Origin of the sequence: Bradyrhizobium viridifuturi, assembly GCF_001238275.1 — a bacterium.
Lineage (GTDB): Bacteria > Pseudomonadota > Alphaproteobacteria > Rhizobiales > Xanthobacteraceae > Bradyrhizobium > Bradyrhizobium viridifuturi.
In genome coordinates, this window is sequence record NZ_LGTB01000019.1 from 119090 (window position 1) to 139871 (window position 20782).

General features: G+C 66.5%; 21 protein-coding genes and 3 pseudogenes. 13 read left to right on the plus strand and 11 right to left on the minus strand.

The genetic code is table 11. The features are described from left to right. Positions 1–83: 83 nt before the first annotated feature. Complete coding sequence (locus ALC15_RS44570; RefSeq protein WP_162240495.1) at positions 84–356, minus strand: hypothetical protein; 273 nt, start codon at positions 354–356, stop codon at positions 84–86. On the opposite strand from ALC15_RS44570, the pseudogene ALC15_RS18885 reads away from it, so the two are divergent. Then, positions 291–1099: pseudogene (locus tag ALC15_RS18885) on the plus strand (L,D-transpeptidase). The gene ALC15_RS44570 and the pseudogene ALC15_RS18885 overlap by 66 nt on opposite strands. A gap of 75 nt (positions 1100–1174) precedes the next feature. Here ALC15_RS18885 and ALC15_RS47925 read toward each other — a convergent pair. The 7 genes and pseudogenes from ALC15_RS47925 to ALC15_RS18915 all read right to left on the minus strand — a co-directional run. Continuing rightward, positions 1175–1456: a hypothetical protein gene (locus ALC15_RS47925; RefSeq protein ID WP_430649179.1), complete on the minus strand. Its 282-nt coding sequence runs from the start codon at positions 1454–1456 to the stop codon at positions 1175–1177. Continuing rightward, a complete protein-coding gene (locus ALC15_RS47930) occupies positions 1453–2025 on the minus strand; it encodes a DUF2076 domain-containing protein (RefSeq protein WP_430649178.1) in 573 nt (190 codons plus the stop codon). The genes ALC15_RS47925 and ALC15_RS47930 overlap by 4 nt, the downstream gene beginning before the upstream one ends. A 181-nt stretch (positions 2026–2206) precedes the next feature. Further along, the gene (locus ALC15_RS18895; RefSeq protein WP_050628534.1) at positions 2207–3049 is read right to left on the minus strand and encodes a ChbG/HpnK family deacetylase; all 843 of its coding nucleotides are present in this window, start codon (positions 3047–3049) and stop codon (positions 2207–2209) included. Further along, positions 3046–4092 (minus strand): glycosyltransferase family 2 protein, encoded by a 1047-nt coding sequence (locus ALC15_RS18900; RefSeq protein ID WP_050628535.1) that lies wholly within the window; start codon positions 4090–4092, stop codon positions 3046–3048. Before ALC15_RS18900 ends, ALC15_RS18895 begins: the two co-directional genes overlap by 4 nt. Before the next feature lie 138 nt (positions 4093–4230). Beyond that, positions 4231–5205, minus strand: a pseudogene (gene hisG / locus ALC15_RS18905) (ATP phosphoribosyltransferase). After that, positions 5202–6365, minus strand: coding sequence for an ATP phosphoribosyltransferase regulatory subunit (locus ALC15_RS18910; protein WP_050628572.1), 1164 nt, complete (start codon positions 6363–6365; stop codon positions 5202–5204). The pseudogene hisG and the gene ALC15_RS18910 overlap by 4 nt, the downstream one beginning before the upstream one ends. Before the next feature lie 243 nt (positions 6366–6608). After that, positions 6609–7361: pseudogene (locus ALC15_RS18915) on the minus strand (16S rRNA (uracil(1498)-N(3))-methyltransferase); the annotation flags it as partial. A 488-nt stretch (positions 7362–7849) separates the two neighbouring features. Here ALC15_RS18915 and ALC15_RS18920 point away from each other — a divergent pair. Both ALC15_RS18920 and ubiA read left to right on the plus strand, forming a co-directional pair. Beyond that, entirely contained in the window at positions 7850–8581 is a 732-nt protein-coding gene (locus ALC15_RS18920; protein WP_050628536.1) for a hypothetical protein, read from the plus strand. A 10-nt stretch (positions 8582–8591) separates the two neighbouring features. Further along, entirely contained in the window at positions 8592–9524 is a 933-nt protein-coding gene (gene ubiA / locus ALC15_RS18925; protein WP_050628537.1) for a 4-hydroxybenzoate octaprenyltransferase, read from the plus strand. A 289-nt stretch (positions 9525–9813) separates the two neighbouring features. Here ubiA and ALC15_RS18930 read toward each other — a convergent pair whose 3' ends face one another. Further along, positions 9814–10338, minus strand: a complete 525-nt coding sequence (locus tag ALC15_RS18930; protein WP_050628538.1) for a DUF6101 family protein — start codon at positions 10336–10338, stop codon at positions 9814–9816. Positions 10339–10613: 275 nt separating this feature from the next. On the opposite strand from ALC15_RS18930, the gene ALC15_RS18935 reads away from it, so the two are divergent. The 6 genes from ALC15_RS18935 to lpxK all read left to right on the plus strand — a co-directional run bounded on the left by ALC15_RS18935 (position 10614) and on the right by lpxK (position 16211). Beyond that, the gene (locus ALC15_RS18935) at positions 10614–12002 is read left to right on the plus strand and encodes a TldD/PmbA family protein (RefSeq protein WP_050628539.1); all 1389 of its coding nucleotides are present in this window, start codon (positions 10614–10616) and stop codon (positions 12000–12002) included. Then, positions 11989–12798 carry an inositol monophosphatase family protein gene (locus ALC15_RS18940; RefSeq protein ID WP_050628540.1) on the plus strand — a complete coding sequence of 270 codons (810 nt, stop codon included), beginning with the start codon at positions 11989–11991 and terminating at the stop codon, positions 12796–12798. Before ALC15_RS18935 ends, ALC15_RS18940 begins: the two co-directional genes overlap by 14 nt. Positions 12799–12940: 142 nt before the next feature. Next, positions 12941–13189: a DUF4170 domain-containing protein gene (locus tag ALC15_RS18945; RefSeq protein ID WP_050628541.1), complete on the plus strand. Its 249-nt coding sequence runs from the start codon at positions 12941–12943 to the stop codon at positions 13187–13189. Continuing rightward, positions 13186–13899, plus strand: a complete 714-nt coding sequence (locus tag ALC15_RS18950) for a lysophospholipid acyltransferase family protein (protein WP_050628542.1) — start codon at positions 13186–13188, stop codon at positions 13897–13899. Before ALC15_RS18945 ends, ALC15_RS18950 begins: the two co-directional genes overlap by 4 nt. After that, positions 13862–15196 (plus strand): 3-deoxy-D-manno-octulosonic acid transferase, encoded by a 1335-nt coding sequence (locus ALC15_RS18955; protein WP_050628543.1) that lies wholly within the window; start codon positions 13862–13864, stop codon positions 15194–15196. Before ALC15_RS18950 ends, ALC15_RS18955 begins: the two co-directional genes overlap by 38 nt. Beyond that, the gene (lpxK, locus tag ALC15_RS18960; protein WP_050628544.1) at positions 15189–16211 is read left to right on the plus strand and encodes a tetraacyldisaccharide 4'-kinase; all 1023 of its coding nucleotides are present in this window, start codon (positions 15189–15191) and stop codon (positions 16209–16211) included. The genes ALC15_RS18955 and lpxK overlap by 8 nt, the downstream gene beginning before the upstream one ends. A 14-nt stretch (positions 16212–16225) precedes the next feature. Here lpxK and ALC15_RS18965 read toward each other — a convergent pair whose 3' ends face one another. Beyond that, positions 16226–16453 carry a DUF2093 domain-containing protein gene (locus tag ALC15_RS18965; RefSeq protein WP_050628573.1) on the minus strand — a complete coding sequence of 76 codons (228 nt, stop codon included), beginning with the start codon at positions 16451–16453 and terminating at the stop codon, positions 16226–16228. 187 nt (positions 16454–16640) lie between these two features. Between ALC15_RS18965 and ALC15_RS18970 the strand changes: the two genes are divergently transcribed. Then, entirely contained in the window at positions 16641–17471 is an 831-nt protein-coding gene (locus tag ALC15_RS18970) for a dienelactone hydrolase family protein (protein WP_050628545.1), read from the plus strand. A gap of 80 nt (positions 17472–17551) precedes the next feature. On the opposite strand, the gene xseA is transcribed toward ALC15_RS18970, so the two are convergent. Then, positions 17552–19174, minus strand: a complete 1623-nt coding sequence (xseA, locus tag ALC15_RS18975) for an exodeoxyribonuclease VII large subunit (RefSeq protein WP_050628546.1) — start codon at positions 19172–19174, stop codon at positions 17552–17554. Positions 19175–19320: 146 nt separating this feature from the next. Between xseA and ALC15_RS18980 the strand changes: the two genes are divergently transcribed. Genes ALC15_RS18980 through ALC15_RS18990 form a run of 3 tightly spaced genes read left to right on the plus strand, consistent with a single transcriptional unit; the run spans position 19321 to position 20714 of the window. Then, positions 19321–19863 carry a DUF2306 domain-containing protein gene (locus tag ALC15_RS18980; protein ID WP_094193958.1) on the plus strand — a complete coding sequence of 181 codons (543 nt, stop codon included), beginning with the start codon at positions 19321–19323 and terminating at the stop codon, positions 19861–19863. Continuing rightward, a complete protein-coding gene (locus tag ALC15_RS18985) occupies positions 19860–20411 on the plus strand; it encodes a V-type ATP synthase subunit I domain-containing protein (RefSeq protein WP_050628548.1) in 552 nt (183 codons plus the stop codon). Before ALC15_RS18980 ends, ALC15_RS18985 begins: the two co-directional genes overlap by 4 nt. A 3-nt stretch (positions 20412–20414) precedes the next feature. Beyond that, positions 20415–20714 carry a winged helix-turn-helix domain-containing protein gene (locus ALC15_RS18990; protein ID WP_050628549.1) on the plus strand — a complete coding sequence of 100 codons (300 nt, stop codon included), beginning with the start codon at positions 20415–20417 and terminating at the stop codon, positions 20712–20714. The last annotated feature ends 68 nt before the right edge of the window (positions 20715–20782 follow it).

The window sequence follows — 20782 nt, forward strand, 5'->3', positions numbered from 1 at the left end:
TACTGCCGTCCGTTCTAGACAGCGCGGATTTAACGTCAGGTTCACGCCGGAGCAGTTTGCGCCGAGTGCGTGCAATCGCGGCGCTACCGGCGATTAACCATGTTGCCGCGGCGTTCACGCAAAATAAACGCTACCGGGCAAAACCGCGCCGCATTGCCGACGTGGTGAATCGAAACGGCCGATCCGTTTACCAAACCGATGCGGTTTTCATTGCTTATTGACCACGTGCAACGGCGCAAGTCGGCGCCCTCGCGCATCACGTCACGACGAAACCAGTACAGAGTACGTCGATGTTCAGGAAAACCACGCTTGCGCTGCTCGCCGGCGCGTCTTCTCTTATTGCCGTTCCCCACCATGCCATGGCGATCGACGCGTCGCTCCGCCCGAGCCCACCGTGATCTACGCCAACCAGGGCGCGCCGCAGCCGCCGATGCGCACCGCCTATGTGCAGCCGCAACGCTCCAACATGGGCGGCGGCTTCATCGAATTCCTGTTCGGCGATGCGCCGTCGTCGCAGGGTTATGCGCCGCAGCCGATGTATCAGCAGCAGCCGGCCTATTACGGCAATCGCCAGGGGCTGCCGCCGATGGATCCGCAGCAGCAGATGATCCGTCAGCAGCAAGAGGCGGCGGGCGATCCGACGCAGCGTCCGTTCGATCCGCAATATGAAAAGCAGCTGGTCGACTATCACGGCAAGGAAGGCGCCGGCACCATCGTCGTCGATACGCCGAACAAATTCCTCTATCTGGTGCAGGGCGACGGCCGCGCGCTGCGCTACGGCATCGGCGTCGGGCGGCCCGGCTTCACCTGGGCCGGCACCAAGACGATTTCGGCGAAGAAGGAGTGGCCGGCCTGGACGCCGCCGCCGGAAATGCTGGCGCGCCGTCCCGATCTGCCGCGGCACATGGAAGGCGGCCCGGAGAATCCGCTCGGGGCGCGTGCGATGTATCTCGGCTCCTCGCTCTATCGCATCCACGGCTCCAACGAGCCGTGGACGATCGGCACCAACGTCTCGTCCGGCTGCATCCGGATGCGCAACGAGGACGTGATTGATCTCTACGGCCGCGTCAATGTCGGCGCCAAGGTCGTCGTGATGTGATCACGGCCAACGCGTGAATCAAAAACGGCCGCTCGATCCGAGCGGCCGTTTGTCGTTCAGGCGATGCGCACGCGCTTACGCATAATCGCTGTCATTGTCTCCGCCGCCGTCGAAACCGTCGTCGTCATTGTCGAAGCCGTCGGAATCGTGGTCGGTGTTGTAGTTGTCGTCGTTGTTGTTGTTCGAGGCCTGGTCGAACAGGCCGGCGCGCGAGCCGCTGTCGCGGTTCGAGCCGATGTCGTTGACCCCGGCGTCACGCGCGAGATCGCTCGACGACTGGTCGCCGCCCCAGGGACGCGAGCCGCCAGTGAGGCTGCCGGCATCCGCCAGCGACTGGTGGCCGCCGCCGCCCATCATGCCGCGGATGCTGGAGAGCAGCAGTCCGCCGCCGACCACGCCGGCCGCGGCCGCAGCCGCGGTGCCGAGGAACGAGCCGCCCCCGCCGCCGGGCGCGCCGCCGCCGAAAGCCGGGGGCTGGCCGAATTGCGGTTGTCCGTATTGCTGCGGCGGCTGGCCGTAGGGCTGGCCATAGCCGCCGGCCTGCTGCATCGCCTGGCCCGAGTTCCAGACCGGGCGGCGCCCATGTCAGGCGCGCGCACCGGCGGCACCGAGCCGTGCGGCTGGCCTTGTCCCTGCCCGAAGATCGCATCGCGCATCGAATCGAGGAAACCACCTTGCTGCAGGGCTGGCTGCTGCTGGCCGGCCGCGGCCTCGAGCTCCTGGATCCGGTCATGGGCGCGCTTCAGCGCCTCGTCCTGCACCAGCGCGGTCTGCACCAGTGCGTAGACCGCATTCGGCGCGTTGCGCAGGCCCTGCATGATCGCGGACATGGCCTCGCTGTCGCGCGGGGCATTCTCCAGCTTGGCGAGCCGGTCGAAGAGATCGTCGATCAATTGGCGTTCTTGCGGTGTCATGGCGTTCTCCATCGCGTCGATCGAATCGGCGCGCCCGAGATGTAGGATGGGCTTTGTGGCGCAAGGAGTGGGGGCGTGAATTAAATTTCTGTATGCGACAATACGACCTGTGAACCTGAAGCGTTTTCGAGCGAAGCGGATACCGGTTCGCGTGAAGAAGACGCGCCAAAACCGGCGTCAGGCAGGTGTAACTTTATTCGAGTGTAACTTTATTCAGGGCCAGTAGCGCGGGGAAATCGTTGCCCGCCAGATAGGCATGCTCGGTCTCGCGCTGCGTCGTCAGCGGGTCGAGACTCTTCAGGGTTTCATCGACGAAACCGGGGTGGCACATCACGAGGCCATCTTCCGGCATACCGTCCAGAAAGCCGCGCATCAGTGCCGCGAAATCGTTCTCGCGCGTAAAATCATAGGCGCCGGCGAAGGCCGGGTTGAAGCGTAGGCCGGCTCGCTGCGCCTTGATGCGGAATTGGGTGCTGAGCACATTCAGCACCAGCGCCTTCGGCGCCGCGAGCTGGCGCGCCAGCGGACCTTCGCGTCCGCACTGCCGCACCCAGGCGTCCGGTGCGCGCTCCTTCACGGCGCGCAGGAAGCCGTCGCGCACCTGCGGGAACAGCTGCGCGTGCTGGTGGCCGTCGACGAAATCGGGCGCGCGGCCGAACAGCTCGTGGAAGGCGTCGAGCTGCGCCAGCACCTCGTCATGGACCAGCTCGGCGTCGAGCCGATGCATCAGCCCGGCGCGCAACAACCTCGGGAACGGCAGGAACATATCGCCGTCGAGCGGGCGGAAATGCATGGTCAGCGGCCGGAACGGCGCGGTCAGCGTCACATGCAGCCCGATCGCGCAGCGCGGGCTTTTCGCCACCGATTCCTGCAATGCGGCCGCAGCTTCCCGGCCGATCGCCGGCGTCACCATCATCACCGAGGTCGCATTGAGGCGGCCGCGCTCGATCAGATCGCGGATCGCGCGGTTGACGCCGTCGCTCAAGCCATAATCGTCAGCACACAGCCAGATCCGGCGCGGCGGTGCTTCGCTCATTCGGCGGCGGTCCGCTCGGAGGCATTTTGCGCCGCGCCGCCGTCGGCGTGCTTCTCGGTATGCTCGGCGACGAAGTAGATCGGCCGCGCCTTCAGCTCGGAGAGGATCTTGCCAATATATTCGCCGACGATGCCGATCATGATCAGCTGCACGCCGCCGATCGTCATCATGCCGATCATCAGCGACGGATAGCCGGGCACCTGCTTGCCGGTGGTCAAGACTTCCCACAGGATCGAGAGGCCGAACAGGAAGGCGACGCCCGCGAGCAGCGCGCCGAGCAGGCTGGCGAAGCGCAGCGGCGCCACCGAGAACGAGGTCAGGCCCTCGATCGAGAGACCGATCAGCCGGCCGGCATTGAAGGTGGTGACGCCGTGTGCGCGCGGCGCCGGCTCGTAGTCGACGCGGATCTGCTTGAAGCCGATCCAGCTGGCGAGGCCCTTGAAGAAGCGGTTGCGCTCCGGCAATTGCCGCAAGGCCGCTGCCGCGCGCGGCGACAGCAGGCGGAAGTCGCCCGCATCCTCGGGGATCTGCTGCCGCGCGCCCCAGTTGATCAGCGCGTAGAAGCCGCGGACAGCAAGCCGCCGCGCCGCCGATTCATTGTCGCGATGCGCCTTCGCCGTGTAGACCACGTCGTAGCCGTCATCGATCCAGTGTGCGACCAGTTGCTCCACCAGCGTCGGCGGATGCTGGCCGTCGCCATCCATGAACAGGACCGCGCCGCGGCGGGCATGGTCGAGGCCGGCCATCAGCGCCGCCTCCTTGCCGAAATTGCGCGACAGCGACACCACCTGCAGGTCGAGCCCGTCGGCGGCCAGACCGCGCGCGATTGCGAGCGTATCGTCGGCGCTGCCGTCGTCGACATAGATCACTTCGCAGGCAAGCCCGTAACGGGCGCGCAGCGATCTCGCGAGGTCGATCAGCCGTTGGTGCAGCGCACTGAGCCCGGCGGCCTCGTTGTAGACGGGCACGACGATGGACAGACCCTGCGCGGCGGCGGTCTTGGCGGTCGTGGTCAGGCTGGAAACGTCAGAGCCCAGCATCATCGGTCAGGTTCCAGAACTAGAGCGTTTTCGGGCGAAGGGACGTCCGGTTCGCGTGAGGAAAACGCGTCACAACGACAGATCACGAACACAATATGGTACTGACGGCCGCCTGTCGCCAAGATGAACGGCGCGGCCGGCTCATTGTCGCAGGAACGCCTCGAGCTTGGCGAACAGCGGATTCTCGCGGTCGAACACGTAGTCCAGCGACACCACCGACACGGTCTCGGCGCCGTGCTCGCGCAGGAAGCTGCCGAGCGCGTAGAGCTTGCCCGGTGGGCAGTGCAGCGTAAGCATCCCCGACGAGGTCGGGCCGCCGAACGGGGCGACCACGCCGAAGCGCTGATGCGCCTCGGACAGCAGCGCGTCGTTACAGCCGGCGAAGCGGGTGCGGACCTCGCGGTATTTGCTGGCGCGGGCCCGCGCGGCGATGTGGTCGAGGATCACGCGCGCGGTCTCGCGGGCGCGTTCGACCAGTCGGCATCCTTTGAGGCCACCAGATTGGCCTGGCTGCGCAGCATCACGCCGTCGTCGAGCACCTTGAGCCCGTTGGCGGCGAGCGTCGCGCCTGTCGTGGTGATGTCGACGATCAGTTCGGCGGTACCGGCCGCGGGCGCGCCTTCGGTGGCGCCGGCGCTCTCGACGATGCGGTAGTCGCCGACGCGTGCCGGGCGAAGAAGCCGCGCGTCAGGTTGATGTACTTGGTCGCAACCCGCATGCGGTGATTGTGCTGCTCGCGGAAGCCGCTCGCGACGTCGTCGAGATCGGCCATGGTGCGGACGTCGATCCAGCCTGCGGCACCGCGACCACGACATTGGCGTAGCCGAAGCCGAGGCCTTCGATCATCAGCACGCGTTTGTCGGGATCCGGAATGCTCTCGCGCACCAGGTCCTCGCCGGTGACGCCGAGATGCACGGCGCCGCGCGCCAGATTGGCCGCGATCTCGCTCGCCGACAGATAGGCGATCTCGACATTGTCGACGCCGGCGATGGTGCCGCGATAGTCGCGCGCGCCGCCGGCCTTCGACAGGCTCAGTCCGGCACGGGCGAAGAAGCTCTCTGCGTTTTCCTGCAGGCGCCCCTTGGACGGAACGGCGACGACGAAGGGCGTGCTCATCGGGCGTCTCCGCGCAGGGCCTTGCCGTGCCGGGTCATCGCCTCGATCCAGACCGAGAAGCCGACCGCGGGGATCGGATTGGCCGATCCGAGCTGCGACATCAGCCCGTCATAGCGGCCGCCCGCGACCAGCGGCTCGCTGCCGTTGCCCTTGGCGTGCAACTCGAATTCGAAGCCGGTGTAGTAGTCGAGGCCGCGGCCGAACGCGGTCGAGAACCGCGTCTTCCTGATGTCGATGCCGCGCGCCGCCATGAAGCCGACCCGGCTCTCGAACTGGTCGATCGCGGCAGCAAGGTTGAGCTTGGCGTCACTGGCCAGCGTGCGCAGCTGCGCGACCGCGTCGTCCGGATCGCCCGAGATGGCGAGGAAGCGCTTGATGGTGGCGACCGCGTCGCGCGGCAGCGCGCCGCCCTTCAAGGTCGATTGCTCGAGGAAGCGGTCGGCGATCTCGGCGACCGTGCGTCCGCCGACATTGGTGGTGCCGGCGATCGACATCAAATCGGTGACCAGCGCCAGCGCCGCCTTGCGGTCGGAGCCGGCGAGGGCCGCGAGCACGCCCTCATATTCGTTGCGGCCCGGCGCGGTCGAAAGCGTCAGCTGCTCGATGTCGTCGGTCAGCGAGACCTTGCGGTTGAAATCCTTGATCAGGCGGCGCCGCCACACCGGGTAGAGCTCGAGCGCATCGATCAGCGCGTTGAACAGCGCGACGTCGCCGGTGCGGATCTCGACGTCCTTCAGCCCGAACGCGGTGGTCGCCTCCAGCGCCAGTGCCAGCATCTCGGCGTCGGCCGCGGCGCGGTCCTGCCGTCCGAAGGATTCGATGCCGGCCTGCAGGAACTGGCTCGGCGCGCCGCCGCGATAGCGGAATACCGGGCCGAGATAGCTGAAGCCGGCCGGCTGGCCGGCGCGAGGCGAGGCCAGGTAGTCGCGCGCCACCGGGATCGTGAGGTCCGGGCGCAGGCAGAGCTCTTCGCCGCTCGGGTCGGTCGTCAGGTACAGGCTCTTGCGGATGTCTTCGCCGGAGAGGTCGAGGAACGGCTCGGCCGGCTGCAGGACCGCCGGTTCGGACCTGACGTACCCGGCCTGCGCGAACGAGGCCAGCAGCGCATCCGCCCAGATGGCGGATCCGGCGGCGGATCGTGGTGCGGCAGCTTCGGTCATCTCGAGGTCCAATTCGCCCCGAAATCGCGTTTCGAGGCCGGTTCCATAGGTGGTGCTGGCGGAGCCCTTAGCATGGCCGATCCATGGTTTCGACAGGGATCAGCCAAGTGGCTTAATGATTGGGTTCGTTAACGATTTTGCGACGGCTTGGCTAGGGGCCGGGCACGCCGACTTGCGAGTGAGGTGAGCACGCCTCTCAGGCTCCCTCCCCCGCAAGGGGGAGGGAACCCTTGCGCTGGTGTGTCCATCACTGCCGCCCCAATCGCCCAGCGCTGCCTGCACCAGCGTCAGCGCGGCGACGGCGGCGGTGTCGGCGCGCAGGATGCGCGGGCCGAGTGCGAGGCGGAGGATGTTGGGCTGGCGCAGCAGCAGCGCGCGCTCCTCCTCGGCAAAGCCGCCCTCGGGGCCGACCAGGACGTCGATCCCGCTGTTTGCTGTTGTGGCAGCCTGCAACGCCTGCATCGGGTTCGCGACCTCGGCCGCCTCGTCGCAGAACACCAATAGCCGCGCCGGGTCGCGGCCGGCGAGGTAACGCTCGAGCGGCAGCGGATCGGCGACCTCGGCAAGCGAGATGATGCCGCATTGCTCGGCGGCCTCGACCACATTGGCGCGCATCCGTTCACCATTGACCCGCGACACCTGGGTGAAGCGGGTCAGCACCGGCGCCAGCCGCGCGGCGCCCATCTCGACGGCCTTCTGCACCATGTAGTCGAGCCGCGCATGTTTCAGCGGCGCGAACACATAGGTGACGTCGGGCAGGCGATCCTGCGCGCGGGTCTGTGCCGTGATCGTCAGCGTGTCGGCGCGCTTGCGGCCGGAAATCGCTGCGCGCCACTCGCCGTCGCGCCCGTTGAACACCAGCACGGTGTCACCGGCGCCGAGCCGCAGCACGTTGCCGAGATAATTGCTCTGGTCGCGTTCGAGCGAAACGGTTGCGCCGGCACCGAGCGGCGCATCGACGAACAGGCGGGGGCTGTGAAAATCGTGTTCGGGCATGTTCGGGGAGGATCTTCAAATTCCATGACGGGCATCGTTCGCCAGCGCTACGGTGGCTTCACTGCTGCCCGACAAATTTACCAAACTGAACGACACCGTAATCCCGCGGACTCGCCATGAATTCGTGGGCCGGGTAGGAAGAAAGCGTCGATACATTGCTTCTGTCACCAAGTCATATTGAAGTCCGAGGGGTCGCTTGCACGCGGCCCCTTTTGTTGTTCGGTCGGCCTGCGGGGCTGCAAATCCAGATCGAGGCATGACCGAAAATCCTGTTCAGGCAGATTTGAAGCCCGATTTTACCGCCGTTCGTAGCCTAAAGGCTTAGATCCGGGAACAATTTAATGTGGCCGGTGTGGCCCTACGCCGCGCTGTCGCCCAAATCCACGGGTTGTTAAGGGCTCACAGGAATCGTAAAACGCCCCCAAAATTCGTTGCTTCGTTTTGTTGCGCTGGGGTTGCCTGGACCTTTTGCCGGAGAAACACCCTCGATGATCCGCCGACTGATCGTGCTGACCGTTGCCGCGACCGCCCTGTCTGCGGGGCAGGCTGCTGCGCAGAGCGCTTTTCCGGCTCCGCTGCCTGGACAGGCCGGCACCGTCAACGACCCCGCGTTTCCGCCGGTGAACGGCGCGCGTCCGGCCAGGGCCGCGACCGCTTCCGATCCAGCGTTCCCGCCGGTCAACGGCGCGCCGGCGGCCAGGGTCGGCGCCACCCCCTCGGCATTTCCGACCAATGGTGCGGCTCCGATCGCCGGTGGCGGTCTGTCATCCCCACCGCCTCCCCCGGGGGCGGGTGGTGGCGGGGGGCCCGGCGATGCCTGCATGAAGGATTTCGTGCCGCTGCGCGAGGAGACCGAGAAGCGCGGCAAGGCGATCAAGGCGGCGAGTGACCGGCACGCCAGCCCGCAGGAGGCCTGCAAGCTGATCGGCAATTACAGCCAGGCTGAAGTCAGGATGATCAAATACGTCGACACCAACGCGCAGAAGTGCGGGATCCCGCCGCAGATCTCCGAGCAGCTCAGGACCGGTCACAAGAATACCGAAGCGCTGCTGAAGAAGGTCTGCAACGTCGCAGAGCAGGCGGCGGCGCAGCCGCGCGGGCCCGCGGGGCCGTCGCTCAGCGACGTGCTCGGCTCGTCCGCCTCGCTGCCGGAAGCGACCCCGACCAAGAAGGGCGGCAGCACCTTCGACACCCTGAACGGCAACGTTCTCACCCGTTGATGGATCATCCATGAGCGATGTCTCTGCCCGCGTTGCCGACTCCACGGGCAACTGGGTGGATACCCATGCGCCGGTCTGGTCGCGCCCCTATCTGCGGCTCGCGCGCTACGATCGTCCGATCGGCTCCTGGCTGCTGCTGATGCCGTGCTGGTGGTCGGCGGCGCTCGCCGCCGGCGTCGCGCATGACGTTCGCTCGCTCCCGCTCACAGTCCTGCTGTTCTTCATCGGCGCCTTCGTGATGCGCGGCGCGGGCTGCACCTGGAACGACATCACCGACCGCGATCTCGACGCCAAGGTCGAGCGCACGCGGTCGCGGCCGATCCCGGCCGGGCAGGTGACGGTGACGCAGGCCGTGGTCTTCATGGTGCTGCAGGCGCTGATCGGCCTCCTCGTGCTGCTGCAGTTCAACCGCTTTGCGGTCATGACCGGCATCGCTTCGCTCGTGATCGTCGCGATCTATCCGTTCATGAAGCGGATCACCTGGTGGCCGCAGGTCGTGCTCGGCCTCGCCTTTTCCTACGGCGCCCTGATGGGATTTGCGGTGACGCTTGAACGCATCGATCTGACCGCGATCGCGCTCTACGCCGGATCGATCGCCTGGGTGATCGCCTACGACACCATCTACGCCCATCAGGACGCCGAGGATGATGCGCTGATCGGCGTCAAATCCACCGCGCGCCTGTTCGGCGCGCGTACCCATCGGGCGCTGGTGATCTTCTATGGTCTCGCCGTGCTCCTGATCGGCACAGCGTTCGCGCTGGCAGGCGCGCGCTGGCCGGCCTGGATCGGCCTTGCGGCGTTCGCGTTGCATCTCGGCTGGCAGGTCCGGCGGCTCGACACCAGCGACCCCGCGCTCTGCCTGCGCATCTTCAAATCCAACCGCGACGCGGGCTTCATCCTGTTCGCAAGCCTGGTCGTCGACGCGGTGCTGCGGGCGGCGTGATTCCTTCCCTCGTCATTCCCCGGTGCGCAATTGCTCGCCGGGGGAATGACGGAGAGAGGTGCGACAAACAGCCCGACGGGCAACTCATGTCGCGAGAATGCAGATGTGTGATCCGCAGACGGGGCAACATACTCAGTGTCGTCCCTGCGAAAGCAGGGACCCATAACCACGAAGGTTATTGGTAAGCGATGTTGGAACGATGAGCCCCTTCAACAACATCCGCCGCGGAGTATGGGTCCCTGCTTTCGCAGGGACGACGGCGGTTGTGAGGCGAGCGCGTGCGACGAAACTAATCCCGCGCGATGATCTCGCGCTCGTCGCGATGCACGCTGGCTTCGTTGAGGCGGAAACCGGCGCGGCGGCGGACCAGAAATTTCGGGCGGCGGGCGCGGATCGCGTTGCGGCGGCGGCGGCGCGGAGAAGCCATCCGCGGCGGCGGCTCGGTCAGTTGCGGCAGGTGGAAGATGTCGCTCCACATCTGCCAGGCGGAGGTGATCTCGTCGGCATCCGAACTGGAGCCGAGCGGAATGGAGAGCGCGGGATCGCGGTGCACCAGCACCAGCATCTGCGCGTCGTCGATGCCGCGCACTGCGACACCGAGGAAATCGCTGACGCGAACATTGACCGCCATCCGCATGCCGAGGACGGCGCGGCGCAGCACGACATGTTCGCGATGAAGCTCGACCTGCCGCGTGCCGCCGTCCGCGCGCGCATCCTGCGCGTGGAAGCTGAGCGGAAGGGAAAGAGGGTCGAGCCGCATTGCGCAGCTCGACCCGGCGGAATTGATTCCGCTTGTTGGTGTTTGACGCCTCAAAGCTCTAGTCTCCCCGCCGGGATTATGTTCCCGGTCGATGTGTGGGAGCCTAGCCGACCGATGGCCGTTTCAGCTTAAAAAGCCTGGTTAATCGCTCCTCACCTGGCGCCATGATTGACAAGAGGTTGGCCCGCATGATTGACGAAGCCTTGCGCCGATCACTCAAATCTTTGTTGCCCGCCGGTGCAAAGTGCTTGAAATTCCAGTGAATCCGGCACATCTGGTGGGTCTGTCGACTTCGTTCCGGGCCCCCCTCAATCCGCAGGAATTCGTTCGTGAACTCTTCACCATCTGCATCGCGACACGGTGATACCTCCGATCTGTTCGACCAATCCGCGCTCAGCGACCTCGCGCAGCGCCTGGTCGATGCCGCCAGGCGCGCGGGCGCCGATGCCGCCGATGCCATCGCTGTGCGTGGCGTCTCGCAGGGCGTCGAGGTGCGCGATGGCCGCGTCGAGGAAACCGAGCGCTCCGAGGGCGACGACGTCGGCCTGCGGGTGTTCGTCGGGCAGCGCCAGGCTGTGGTGTCGACCAACGACGTCACCGGCGACGGGATCGCAAAGCTCGCCGAGCGCGCCGTCGCGATGGCGCGCGTGGCGCCGGACGACAAATATGTCGGCCTGGCCGATCCCGCGCTGCTTGCGCATGATTTTCCCGATCTCGATCTGCTCGACCGCAACGTCCCGAGCACGGCCGAACTCGAGCAGCGCGCCATCGCGGCGGAGGCTGCGGCGCTCGCGGTCAAGGGTGTCACCAAGTCCGGCGGGGCGTCGGCCTCGACCGGGATCGGCGGCATGGTGCTGGTGACCTCGACCGGCTTCCACGGTTCTTATCTGCGCTCCAGCCACGGCATCTCGACGACGGCGATCTCCGGCGAGGGCACCGGCATGGAGCGCGACTACGACTTCACCAGCGCGCCGCACGCCTCCGATCTCGATTCACCCACGACCGTCGGCCGCAAGGCCGGCGAGCGCGCGGTGGCGCGGTTCAATCCGCGCAAGGTCGAGACCTGCAAGGTGCCGGTCGTGTTCGATCCGCGGGTTGCCGGCTCGATCATCGGCCATCTGGTCGGCGCCATCAACGGCGCCTCGATCGCGCGCAAGACCAGCTTCCTGAAGGACAAGCTCGGCGAGCAGCTGTTCTCCAAGGACATCCGCATCATCGACGATCCCTTGCGCGTGCGCGGCCTGCGCTCGCAGACTTTCGATGCCGAGGGCGTCAAGGTGAAGAAGATCGCGCTGATCGACGAAGGCGTGCTGACTACCTGGGTGCTCGACTCCGCGACCGCGCGTGAACTCGGTCTGGTCACCACAGGGCATGCGCATCGCGGCGTGTCGTCGTCGCCGTCGCCTGGAACGTATAATCTGCATCTCGAGCCCGGTGCGATGACGCCGAAGGAGCTGATCTCCGACATCAAGCAGGGCTTCTACGTCACCGACCTGATCGGCTCCGGCGTCAACGGCGTGACCGGCGATTACAGCCGCGGCGCGTCGGGTTTCTGGATCGAGAATGGCGAGATCACCTATCCGGTCAGCGAGGTGACCATCGCCGGCCATCTGCTGCCGATGTTCAAGTCGCTGGTCGCAGCCAACGATCTGGAGTTCCGCTACGGCGTCAATTCGCCGACGCTGCGCATCGAGGGCCTGACGCTTGGCGGACGCTGATACGGACGACTGGACCAAGGCGCGCGATGCCGCCTTGCTGACCAGATCGGTGCAGGAGGCGGGCCGGCTCGCATTGTCGCTGTTCCGCACCGAATTGAAGAACTGGATCAAGGGTGCGTCCTCGCCGGTCTCCGAGGCCGACATCGCGGTCAACGATCTCCTGGAGCAGCAGCTGCGTTCGGCGACGCCCGGCTATGGCTGGTTGTCGGAGGAGAGCGCCGATAACGCGACGCGGCTCGACAAGCGCTTCACCTGGATCGTCGATCCGATCGACGGCACCCGCGCCTATCTCGCCGGACGCGAGGATTGGTGCGTCAGTGTGGCGCTGGTTGAAAATGCATCTCCCGTGCTCGCCGCCGTGTATGCGCCGGTGAGCGAGGAAATCTTCTTTGCCGCCCGTGGGCAGGGCGCCACTCTGAACGACGCCGCCGTGCATGCGACCGCAGGCACCGACTTCAATTTTCCCCGCATGGCCGGACCGAAACCGCTGGTGCAGCGGCTCAGCCCGTTGCCGGACGAGATCACGCTGTTTCCGCGAATCGGATCGCTGGCCTTGCGGCTGTGCCGTGTAGCACAAGGTCGACTTGACGCGGCCTTTGCGGGCGGGCAAAGCCGCGACTGGGATCTTGCCGCAGCGAATTTGATCGTGCAGGAAGCGGGTGGTAAGATGACCGCACTCTCGGGGGATGCGATTGAGTACAATCGCCGGGAGGTGACGCATGGGGTGCTGGTGGCAGCAGGACGCGAACGTCATGCACGCATTGTCGAGCATTTTCGCAGCCGTCCATTGCCGTAAGGCTTCGCCGATCCGCTCCGCGCTTCCGTTTGTGACGACCAGACGTACGACAGACCTGTGACGATCAGACTTGTGACGACACGACCTGTAACGACCACGACTTCAGTGCTTTGCCGGGCATCTCGTTAGGAAAACCACCATCATGTCAGACAATGCCCAGCCGCAGCTGCTTCATCTCGTTATCGGCGGCGAGTTGACCGATCTCGAGCACAACACCTTCAAGAATCTGGACGAAGTCGAGATCGTCGGCGTCTACCCGAACTACGCGACGGCCTATGCGGCCTGGAAGGCGAAGGCGCAGGCGACCGTGGACAACGCCCAGATGCGCTATTTCGTCGTTCACCTCCACCGGTTGCTCGATCCCGAGCAGGACACAAAGCATTCCCATTGAAACGACTTCTTCGCGATCTGCTGCGCAGCGGCTTCGTGCAGCGCGCGCTGGGTGTGCTTGCGGCCGAATATCTGCGGCTGGTCTGGTACACCAACCGCTTCATCTATCAGCCGTCTGACGTCTACGAGATCGTCGAGCCCCTGATGCCGGCGATCTTCGTGTTCTGGCACGGCCAGCACTTCATGACGCCGTTCATCAAGACCAAGGCGAGCTACCGCGCCAAGGTCCTGATCTCCCGTCACCGCGACGGCGAGTTCAACGCCCTCGCGGTAGAGCGACTCGGCATCGGCACCATCAGAGGTTCCGGCGACCACTCCGGCGCGTTCCATCGCAAGGGCGGCGTCGGCGCCTTCCTGGAGATGGTGCGGACGCTGGAAGACGGCTGCAACATGGCCACCACGGCCGACGTGCCGAAGCGGGCGCGGGTAGCAGGTCTCGGGGCCATCATGCTGGCGCGGGAAACCGGCCGGCCGATTATCCCCTTTGCGATGGTCACCAGCCGATTCATTCGGTTGAAAAACTGGGATTCGACCACCATCAATTTACCATTCGGGCGCGGCGCAGTGGTAGGTATTGAGCCGGTCTACGTGCCGCCGGATGCCGACGCCGCGACGATGGAAAAGCTTCGGCAGCACGTGGAGAACCTGCTCAACGAAGCGACCCGGCGCGCCTATGCAGCGGTCGGGCGGCCGGAGGCAATGCTTGGCTAGCTCGCTACCGATGACGTTGCGTGTCTACCGCAAGCTGTCGTCCGCGATGGTGCCGGTCGTGCCTGCCTTGATCAAGCGGCGGCTCAAGCTCGGCAAGGAAGATCCCGAACGCGTCGGCGAGCGGCGCGGCATGAGCGCCGATACCAGGCCGCAGGGGCCGCTGGTGTGGATCCACGGCGCCAGCGTCGGCGAGGTGCTGGCGGCGGTCGGGCTGATCGAGCGGCTGCGCGCGCTCAATTTGCGCATCCTGCTCACCTCGGGCACGGTGACCTCGGCGGCGATCGTCGCCAAGCGCTTCCCGCCCGACGTGATCCATCAATACGTGCCGTATGACTCGCCGCGCTATGTCGCGCGTTTTCTCGATCACTGGCGTCCGTCGCTGGCGCTGTTCATCGAGTCCGATTTGTGGCCGAACCTGATCCTGTCGAGCGCCGCGCGGCGGCTGCCGATGGTCCTGATCAACGGGCGGATGTCGCAGCGTTCGTTCCCGCGCTGGCGCCGGCTCTCCAACACCATCGAGGCGCTGCTCGGACGGTTCGACATCTGCCTCGCGCAGTCGAGCACCGACGCCGAACGCTTTGCCGCGCTCGGCAGCCACAATGTGGTCGTCACCGGCAACCTCAAGCTCGACGTCGCGGCGCCGCCGGCCGATCCCGCCAAGCTGGAGCGGCTGATGTCGGTGACGCGCGGACGCGCGATCGTGGTCGCCGCGTCGACACATCCCGGCGAGGAAGAGATCCTGATCGAGGCGCACAAATCGCTCGCCAAATTCTTCCCCGGGCTGCTCACGGTGATCGTGCCGCGGCACGCCCATCGCGGTGAGGCGGTCGCACAGCTCGTGACGGCTGCCGGCCTGCGCCCCGGTCTGCGCTCGCACGAGGACCTGCCGGTCGCGACGACAGATATCTACGTCGCCGACACCATGGGGGAGCTCGGCCTGTTCTATCGCCTCGCGCCGATCGTGTTCATGGGCGGCTCGCTGGTCCCGCATGGCGGCCAGAATCCGATCGAGGCGATCAAGCTTGGCGCTGCGATCGTGCACGGCCCGCACGTGTTCAATTTCACCGACGTCTATGAGGCGCTCGATCGTAGCGGCGGCGCGCGGCGCGCCGATGACCGGGACGCACTGGTCAAGCAGCTCGGCCAGTTCCTCGCCGATCCCGCATCGCGTGATGCGTCGCTGGCCGCCTCCGAACGCGTCGTCGAGCAACTCGGTGGTGCGCTGGAACGCACGGTGACCGCTCTCGAGCCCTATCTGTTGCAGTTGCGGCTCGAGATGGGAGCCGCCAATGCGTGAGCCGGCCTTCTGGCACCGGCCGTCGTCTTGGATCGCATCTCTGTTGAGCCCTCTTGCCGCGCTATACGGCGCGGTCGCCGCGCGGCGGATGCGGCCCTCCGGCGCCGATGCCGGCATCCCGGTGTTTTGCATCGGCAACTATCATGTTGGCGGCGCCGGCAAGACGCCGACGGTGCTGGCGCTGGCGAAACTGCTGCGCGAGCTCGACGAACGGCCGGTGGTGCTCAGCCGCGGCTATGGCGGCAGGCTTGCCGGCCCGGTCAAGGTCGATCGCGAGCGCCACACCGCAGCCGATGTCGGTGACGAACCGCTGATGATGGCGGCCGCCTTGCCGGTGGTGGTGTCGCGCGACCGCGCCGCGGGCCTCGCACTGGCGCGCGCGCAGGATGCCAGCGTGATCCTGATGGATGACGGCTTCCAGAATCCATCCGTAGCCAAGGACGCAAGCCTGATCGTGATCGACGCCACGCGCGGCGTCGGCAACGGCCGCGTCATTCCGGCCGGCCCGTTGCGCGCACCGCTGTCGCCGCAGCTCGCGCGGACCGACGCGCTGATTGTGGTTGGCGAGGGGAGCGCGGCAGCAAAGATCGCGGCCGATCTAGGGTCGCGCGGCAAGCCGGTCTTGTCTGCACGTCTGAAGCCCGACCAGGCTTCGCTGGCGGCGCTGAGCGACGCGCGGGTGCTTGCGTTTGCCGGCATCGGCGATCCCGAGCGCTTCTTCAACACGCTGCGCTCGAGCGGCATCGACGTCGTGCGCAGCAGGGCGTTCGGCGATCACCACGCCTTCACGGCGGACGAGATCGAGCAGCTCGTCGCCGAGGCGCGCGCTGACGCCTTGACGCTGGTGACGACGGAAAAGGATCTGGCGCGGCTGCGCGATCCGCAGGGGATGTCGGCCTCGGCACAGGCGATCGTGCCGTTCGCAGTGACGATGCAATTCGACGATGCGGCTGCGCTGCGGCGCTTCGTGACCGATCAGTTGTTCAAGGCGCGGGACAGGAGGCTGCGCGGATGAGCCCAGTCTTGAGCTCAGGCCTGCGGCTTGAGCACGCCGGGATAGTGGCGCTGCAGCACGGCGGTCGGCGTGGCGTAGGCTTCCTGCAGGTCGACGCTCCAGTACTTCAGCTCGTCGAGCGGAATCCGGACGTCGGTGATGGCACAACGCACAAAGGTGCCGGGCGAGATCACGCGGAAATCGCCGTCGAGATATTGCACCTGCGCTTCGCCATGGCCCGAGGGACCGAACTTGTTCAGCACGTTTGAGCTCTCCACCTTGCCTCTGACGAGGCAGCCTTAAATGTTCATGAAGCCGTCTATCACAGATAGGGGGTCATGTCCGCCCGTTAAACCACCGACTTGTGATGATTTGGCGGCGAAAGCGCATGGTAGCGTTGCGGATGTGGTCCGCTGTGTTGGCAGCGCCATAACGAGCCGGCCGGATCGGATGCGCCTCAAGTCAGTTTTCATCTGCCTCGCGATGCTTGCCGTGCCGGCTGCGGCCGCGGCGCCGCTTCCGGCGCCTCGCCAGGTCGAGATTGCCGAAGGCAATGTCACGCTGCACGCGCAGCTCTACCGGCCCGATGGCGATGGCCCGTTCCCGACGGTGATCGCGCTGCATGGCTGCGGTGGTCTCGCCGGCCACTCCGAGGCCGTCTTGCCGCGCTACCGCGATTGGGCCGAGCAACTGCTCACGTCAGGGCATGCGGTGCTGCTGCCGGACAGCTACGGCTCGCGCGAGCTCGGCCCGCAGTGCCGCATCAGGGAGCATCAGGTCCAGACCCGCCGTGCGCGGGTTGCCGACATCAATGCCGCGCGGCAGTGGCTGGTGCAGCAGAAATGGGTGGCGAAGAGCCGCATCAGCCTGATCGGCTGGGGCAATGGCGCAGCCGCTCTGCTGTGGGCGGTGCGGCCGCAAATGTGGTCGCGCAATGGCGAGCCGGACTTCCGCTCGGCGGTCGCGTTCTATCCGGATTGTCGCACCTCGTTCGGCCTCGGCTGGAGCGCGCGGGTGCCGACGCTGGTTCTGATCGGCGCGCGCGACGATGTGACGTCGTCATCGGCCTGCCACCAGATGGTCGACGGCGCGCGTGGCCGCAGCGCGCTGGCGCGGATCGTGGTCTATCCCGAGGCGTATCACGACTTCGACCGGGCCAATTTGCCGCTGCATGCGGTCGCGGCCTCCGACGCCGAGATCGCCGAGCGCGGCCATATCGGCACCGATGCGAATGCGCGCAAGGACGCGCAGAAGCAGGTCGCCGAGTGGCTGTCGCGCTAGAGCGCGATCCGTAAGGCGCACGGCGGCCTTTCCTCGCGACAAACGCGGAGCGTTTGCGCGGAGATCATGCGCCAGGAAAATCAGAACAGACTGCCTTGGTCTTCCGGCTTGACGGCGCGCTTCGGCGTCGCCGGTTTCGCTTCGCGCTGAGGCTTCGGCTGGCTCTCGGGCATTGCCGTCGCCGCGGGCTGATCGGCATTCGTGGTGGCGGCGACGCGGCCATCGGCGAACTCGATCGACAGGCCTGAGTTCGGGCCGACCGCCGCCGCGGAATGGATCGCGTGGCCCTGCGCGTCGCGCACCAGCGCAAAGCCGCGTGCCAGCACGCCGCGATAGGACAGCGCCGACAGCAGCTGTCCGCGGTGGGCGACGCGCGCCTCGAGCCGCTGCAGCGTCGTCAGCAGCGCGCGGCGGGCGCGCTCGGCGAGGCGGTGGGTGCGCTCCAGATCGCGGGCGATCGCGGTGCGCTGCGCCTTGGCATTGGCGAGCTTCGAAGCCTTGAGCCGGATCTCGAGCCCGCTGAAACGCTCGCGCCTGCGATGCAGCAGCGCGCGCGCCGACAGCGTGATGCGCTCGCCGGATGCGGTGAGCCGCTGCCTTGCATGCGCGACCTGGCCGCGCAGCACACCGATGGTGAGCCGCGAGCTCGACGCGGCAAAGCGGCGGAAATGCGCATGCGTGTTGGCCTTCAGTCCGCGCGGCAACCCGGCCGCGAGATGATCGAGCCGTTGCCGCGGGATCGCCAGCAATTCGTTCGCCGCCGGCAGCGCGCGCGCTGCGGCGCGCAGCTCGTTGCGGCGAGCCTCCTGGGCGCGCTGCCAGCACACCATGGTGCGGCGGGCCAGCGCCTGGACCTCGACGAACAGCTCGCTGCGCACCGGCACCGCCATCTCGGCGGCCGCGGTCGGCGTCGGCGCGCGCTTGTCGGCGACGAAGTCGATCAGCGTGATGTCGGTCTCGTGGCCGACCGCCGAGATCAGCGGGATGTGGCTCTCGGCCGCGGCGCGGACCACGATCTCCTCGTTGAACGACCACAGGTCTTCCAGCGAGCCGCCGCCGCGCGCGACGATCAACAGGTCAGGCCGCGGAATCCGGCCGCCCTCCGGCAGCGCGTTGAAGCCGCGGATCGCGGCCGCGACCTGCTCGGCCGAGCCGTCGCCCTGCACCTTGACCGGCCAGACCAGCACCCGGCGCGGAAAGCGGTCCTCGAGGCGATGCAGGATGTCGCGGATGACAGCGCCGGTCGGCGAGGTGACGACGCCGATCACTTCCGGCAGCCAGGGCAGCAGCTGCTTGCGCGCCTCGTCGAACAGCCCTTCGGCCGCAAGCTTCTTCTTGCGCTCCTCCATCAGCGCCATCAGCGCGCCGACGCCGGCCGGCTCCAGCGAGTCGATGACGATCTGGTACTTCGACGAGTTCGGATAGGTGGTCAGCTTGCCGGTGGCGATGACCTCGAGCCCTTCCTGCGGCTTGAAGCGCATCCTTGCGTGGGCGAACTTCCAGATCACCGCCTCGATCTTGGCGTTCTCGTCCTTCAGCGCGAAATAGCAATGGCCGGAGGAGTGCGGCCCGCGAAAGCCGGAAATCTCGCCGCGGACGCGGACATGGCCGAAGCGGTCTTCCACCGTCCGTTTCAGGGCGGAGGAGAGTTCCGAGACGGTGAATTCGGGCGCGTTGACGAGATTCGGCGCGGCAGCGGTCATTTGCAGGTGATTCGGCTGTTCGTGGGCTTCACCGCAACGTAGGGACTTTTGCCCGCCGTCGCCAATCCGCGGGCTTGCTTGTGCATATACTCTGTGATACAGAGTTCTCTGTAAATGGGAACGCAGCCGCGTTGGAGGGCTGATCGATGATCCCGCAGGCGACGTTGGCAGGTTTGGTCCATTCCGCGGCGGGCGCGGTCCACGCCGTCGTGGCGATACTCTGCATCGGTGTCGGGCTGATCCAGTTCCTGCGGCCAAAGCGCGGCGCCGGCCACCGGGCGCGCGGTTATTTCTACGTCTACGCCATGCTGGTCGCCGACGGGACCGCGATGCTGGTCTATCGCTTCACCGGTGCGTTCAACCTGTTCCACCTCGGCGCGATCGTGAACTTCGCCTGCATCGTGGCGGCGATTGTTCCGCTGCTGCGCGGCCCTCGGCCGACGAACTGGCGACTGCAGCACTACTACTTGATCTCTTGGTCCTACGTGTCGCTGATGTCGGCGGCGGCCACCGAAATCGCGGCGCGCGTGCTGCCGCTGACGACGCGCGGACAGGTCGGGCTGATCGCTCTGGTCCTGTCGGCGGTGACCATGACGATCGCCTTCGTCCTGATTGGAAAGTATCGGCCACCGGCGGAAACGACGCCGCTTGCCGCCGAGCTCGCCGGGCGGAGTGGAGTGCCGTCATGATCGACAGCCAGCAGGCCAGCGCGGCGCTGAACGACATCAACGATATTGTGCATCGCGTCCGCCAGTCGCGAATTTATCAGACCGCCAGTCTGATCATCACCATGTGGGGCGCATTGGTGTTTGTCGGCTACATCGCCAATTACACATGGCCGCCACAGGGCTATACGATCTGGGCCGTCGTCGATCTCATCGGAATCGCGGGCTCGATCGCAATTGCCGCGTTCAGCGGTGTCGGTCCGGGGGCAGGCGCCTTCGCGGTCCGCTTGCTGATGGCGTTCCTGCTGTTCATCGTGTTCGGCGTGTTCTGTTCGATGGTGCTGGGCCATTTCGGGCCGCGCCAGATGCTGGTGTTCTGGCCGCTCTTCACGATGCTGTTCTATGCGCTCGCCGGCCTGTGGTTCGGCTACGTCTTCATCGTGATCGCGCTCGGCAGCAGCGCCTTGATCGTGACCGCCTACTTTTACTCCGGTCCGGCGCTGCTGTTGTGGATGGCTGTCGTGCATGGCGGCGCACTCATCCTCGGCGGGCTCTGGATGCGCCGGATCTGAGCGATGGCCGAGCTCGACGAGATCATCCACCAGCCGCTGCGGCTCCGGATCATGGCGGCGCTCAATGCGCTGCCGGTTTCGACCGGGCTCGAATTCGCCCGGCTGAAGAAGCTGACGGGCGCCACCGATGGCAATCTCGGCGCCCACATCGAGACGCTGGCCCGGGCCGGCTATGTCGCGGTCGACAAGACCTTCGTCGGCAAGAAGCCGCAGACCACGGTGACCGCGACCGCGGCCGGCCGCGGCGCCTTTGCCCGTCATGTCGCGACCCTGCAGGAGATCATCGCCGGCAAGCAGCCGTGAGCCGGAATGACGGGGGAATCGGCCCCGTCGCCCCTTGCGGGCCGGCGGGGATTCGTGCGACCGACACA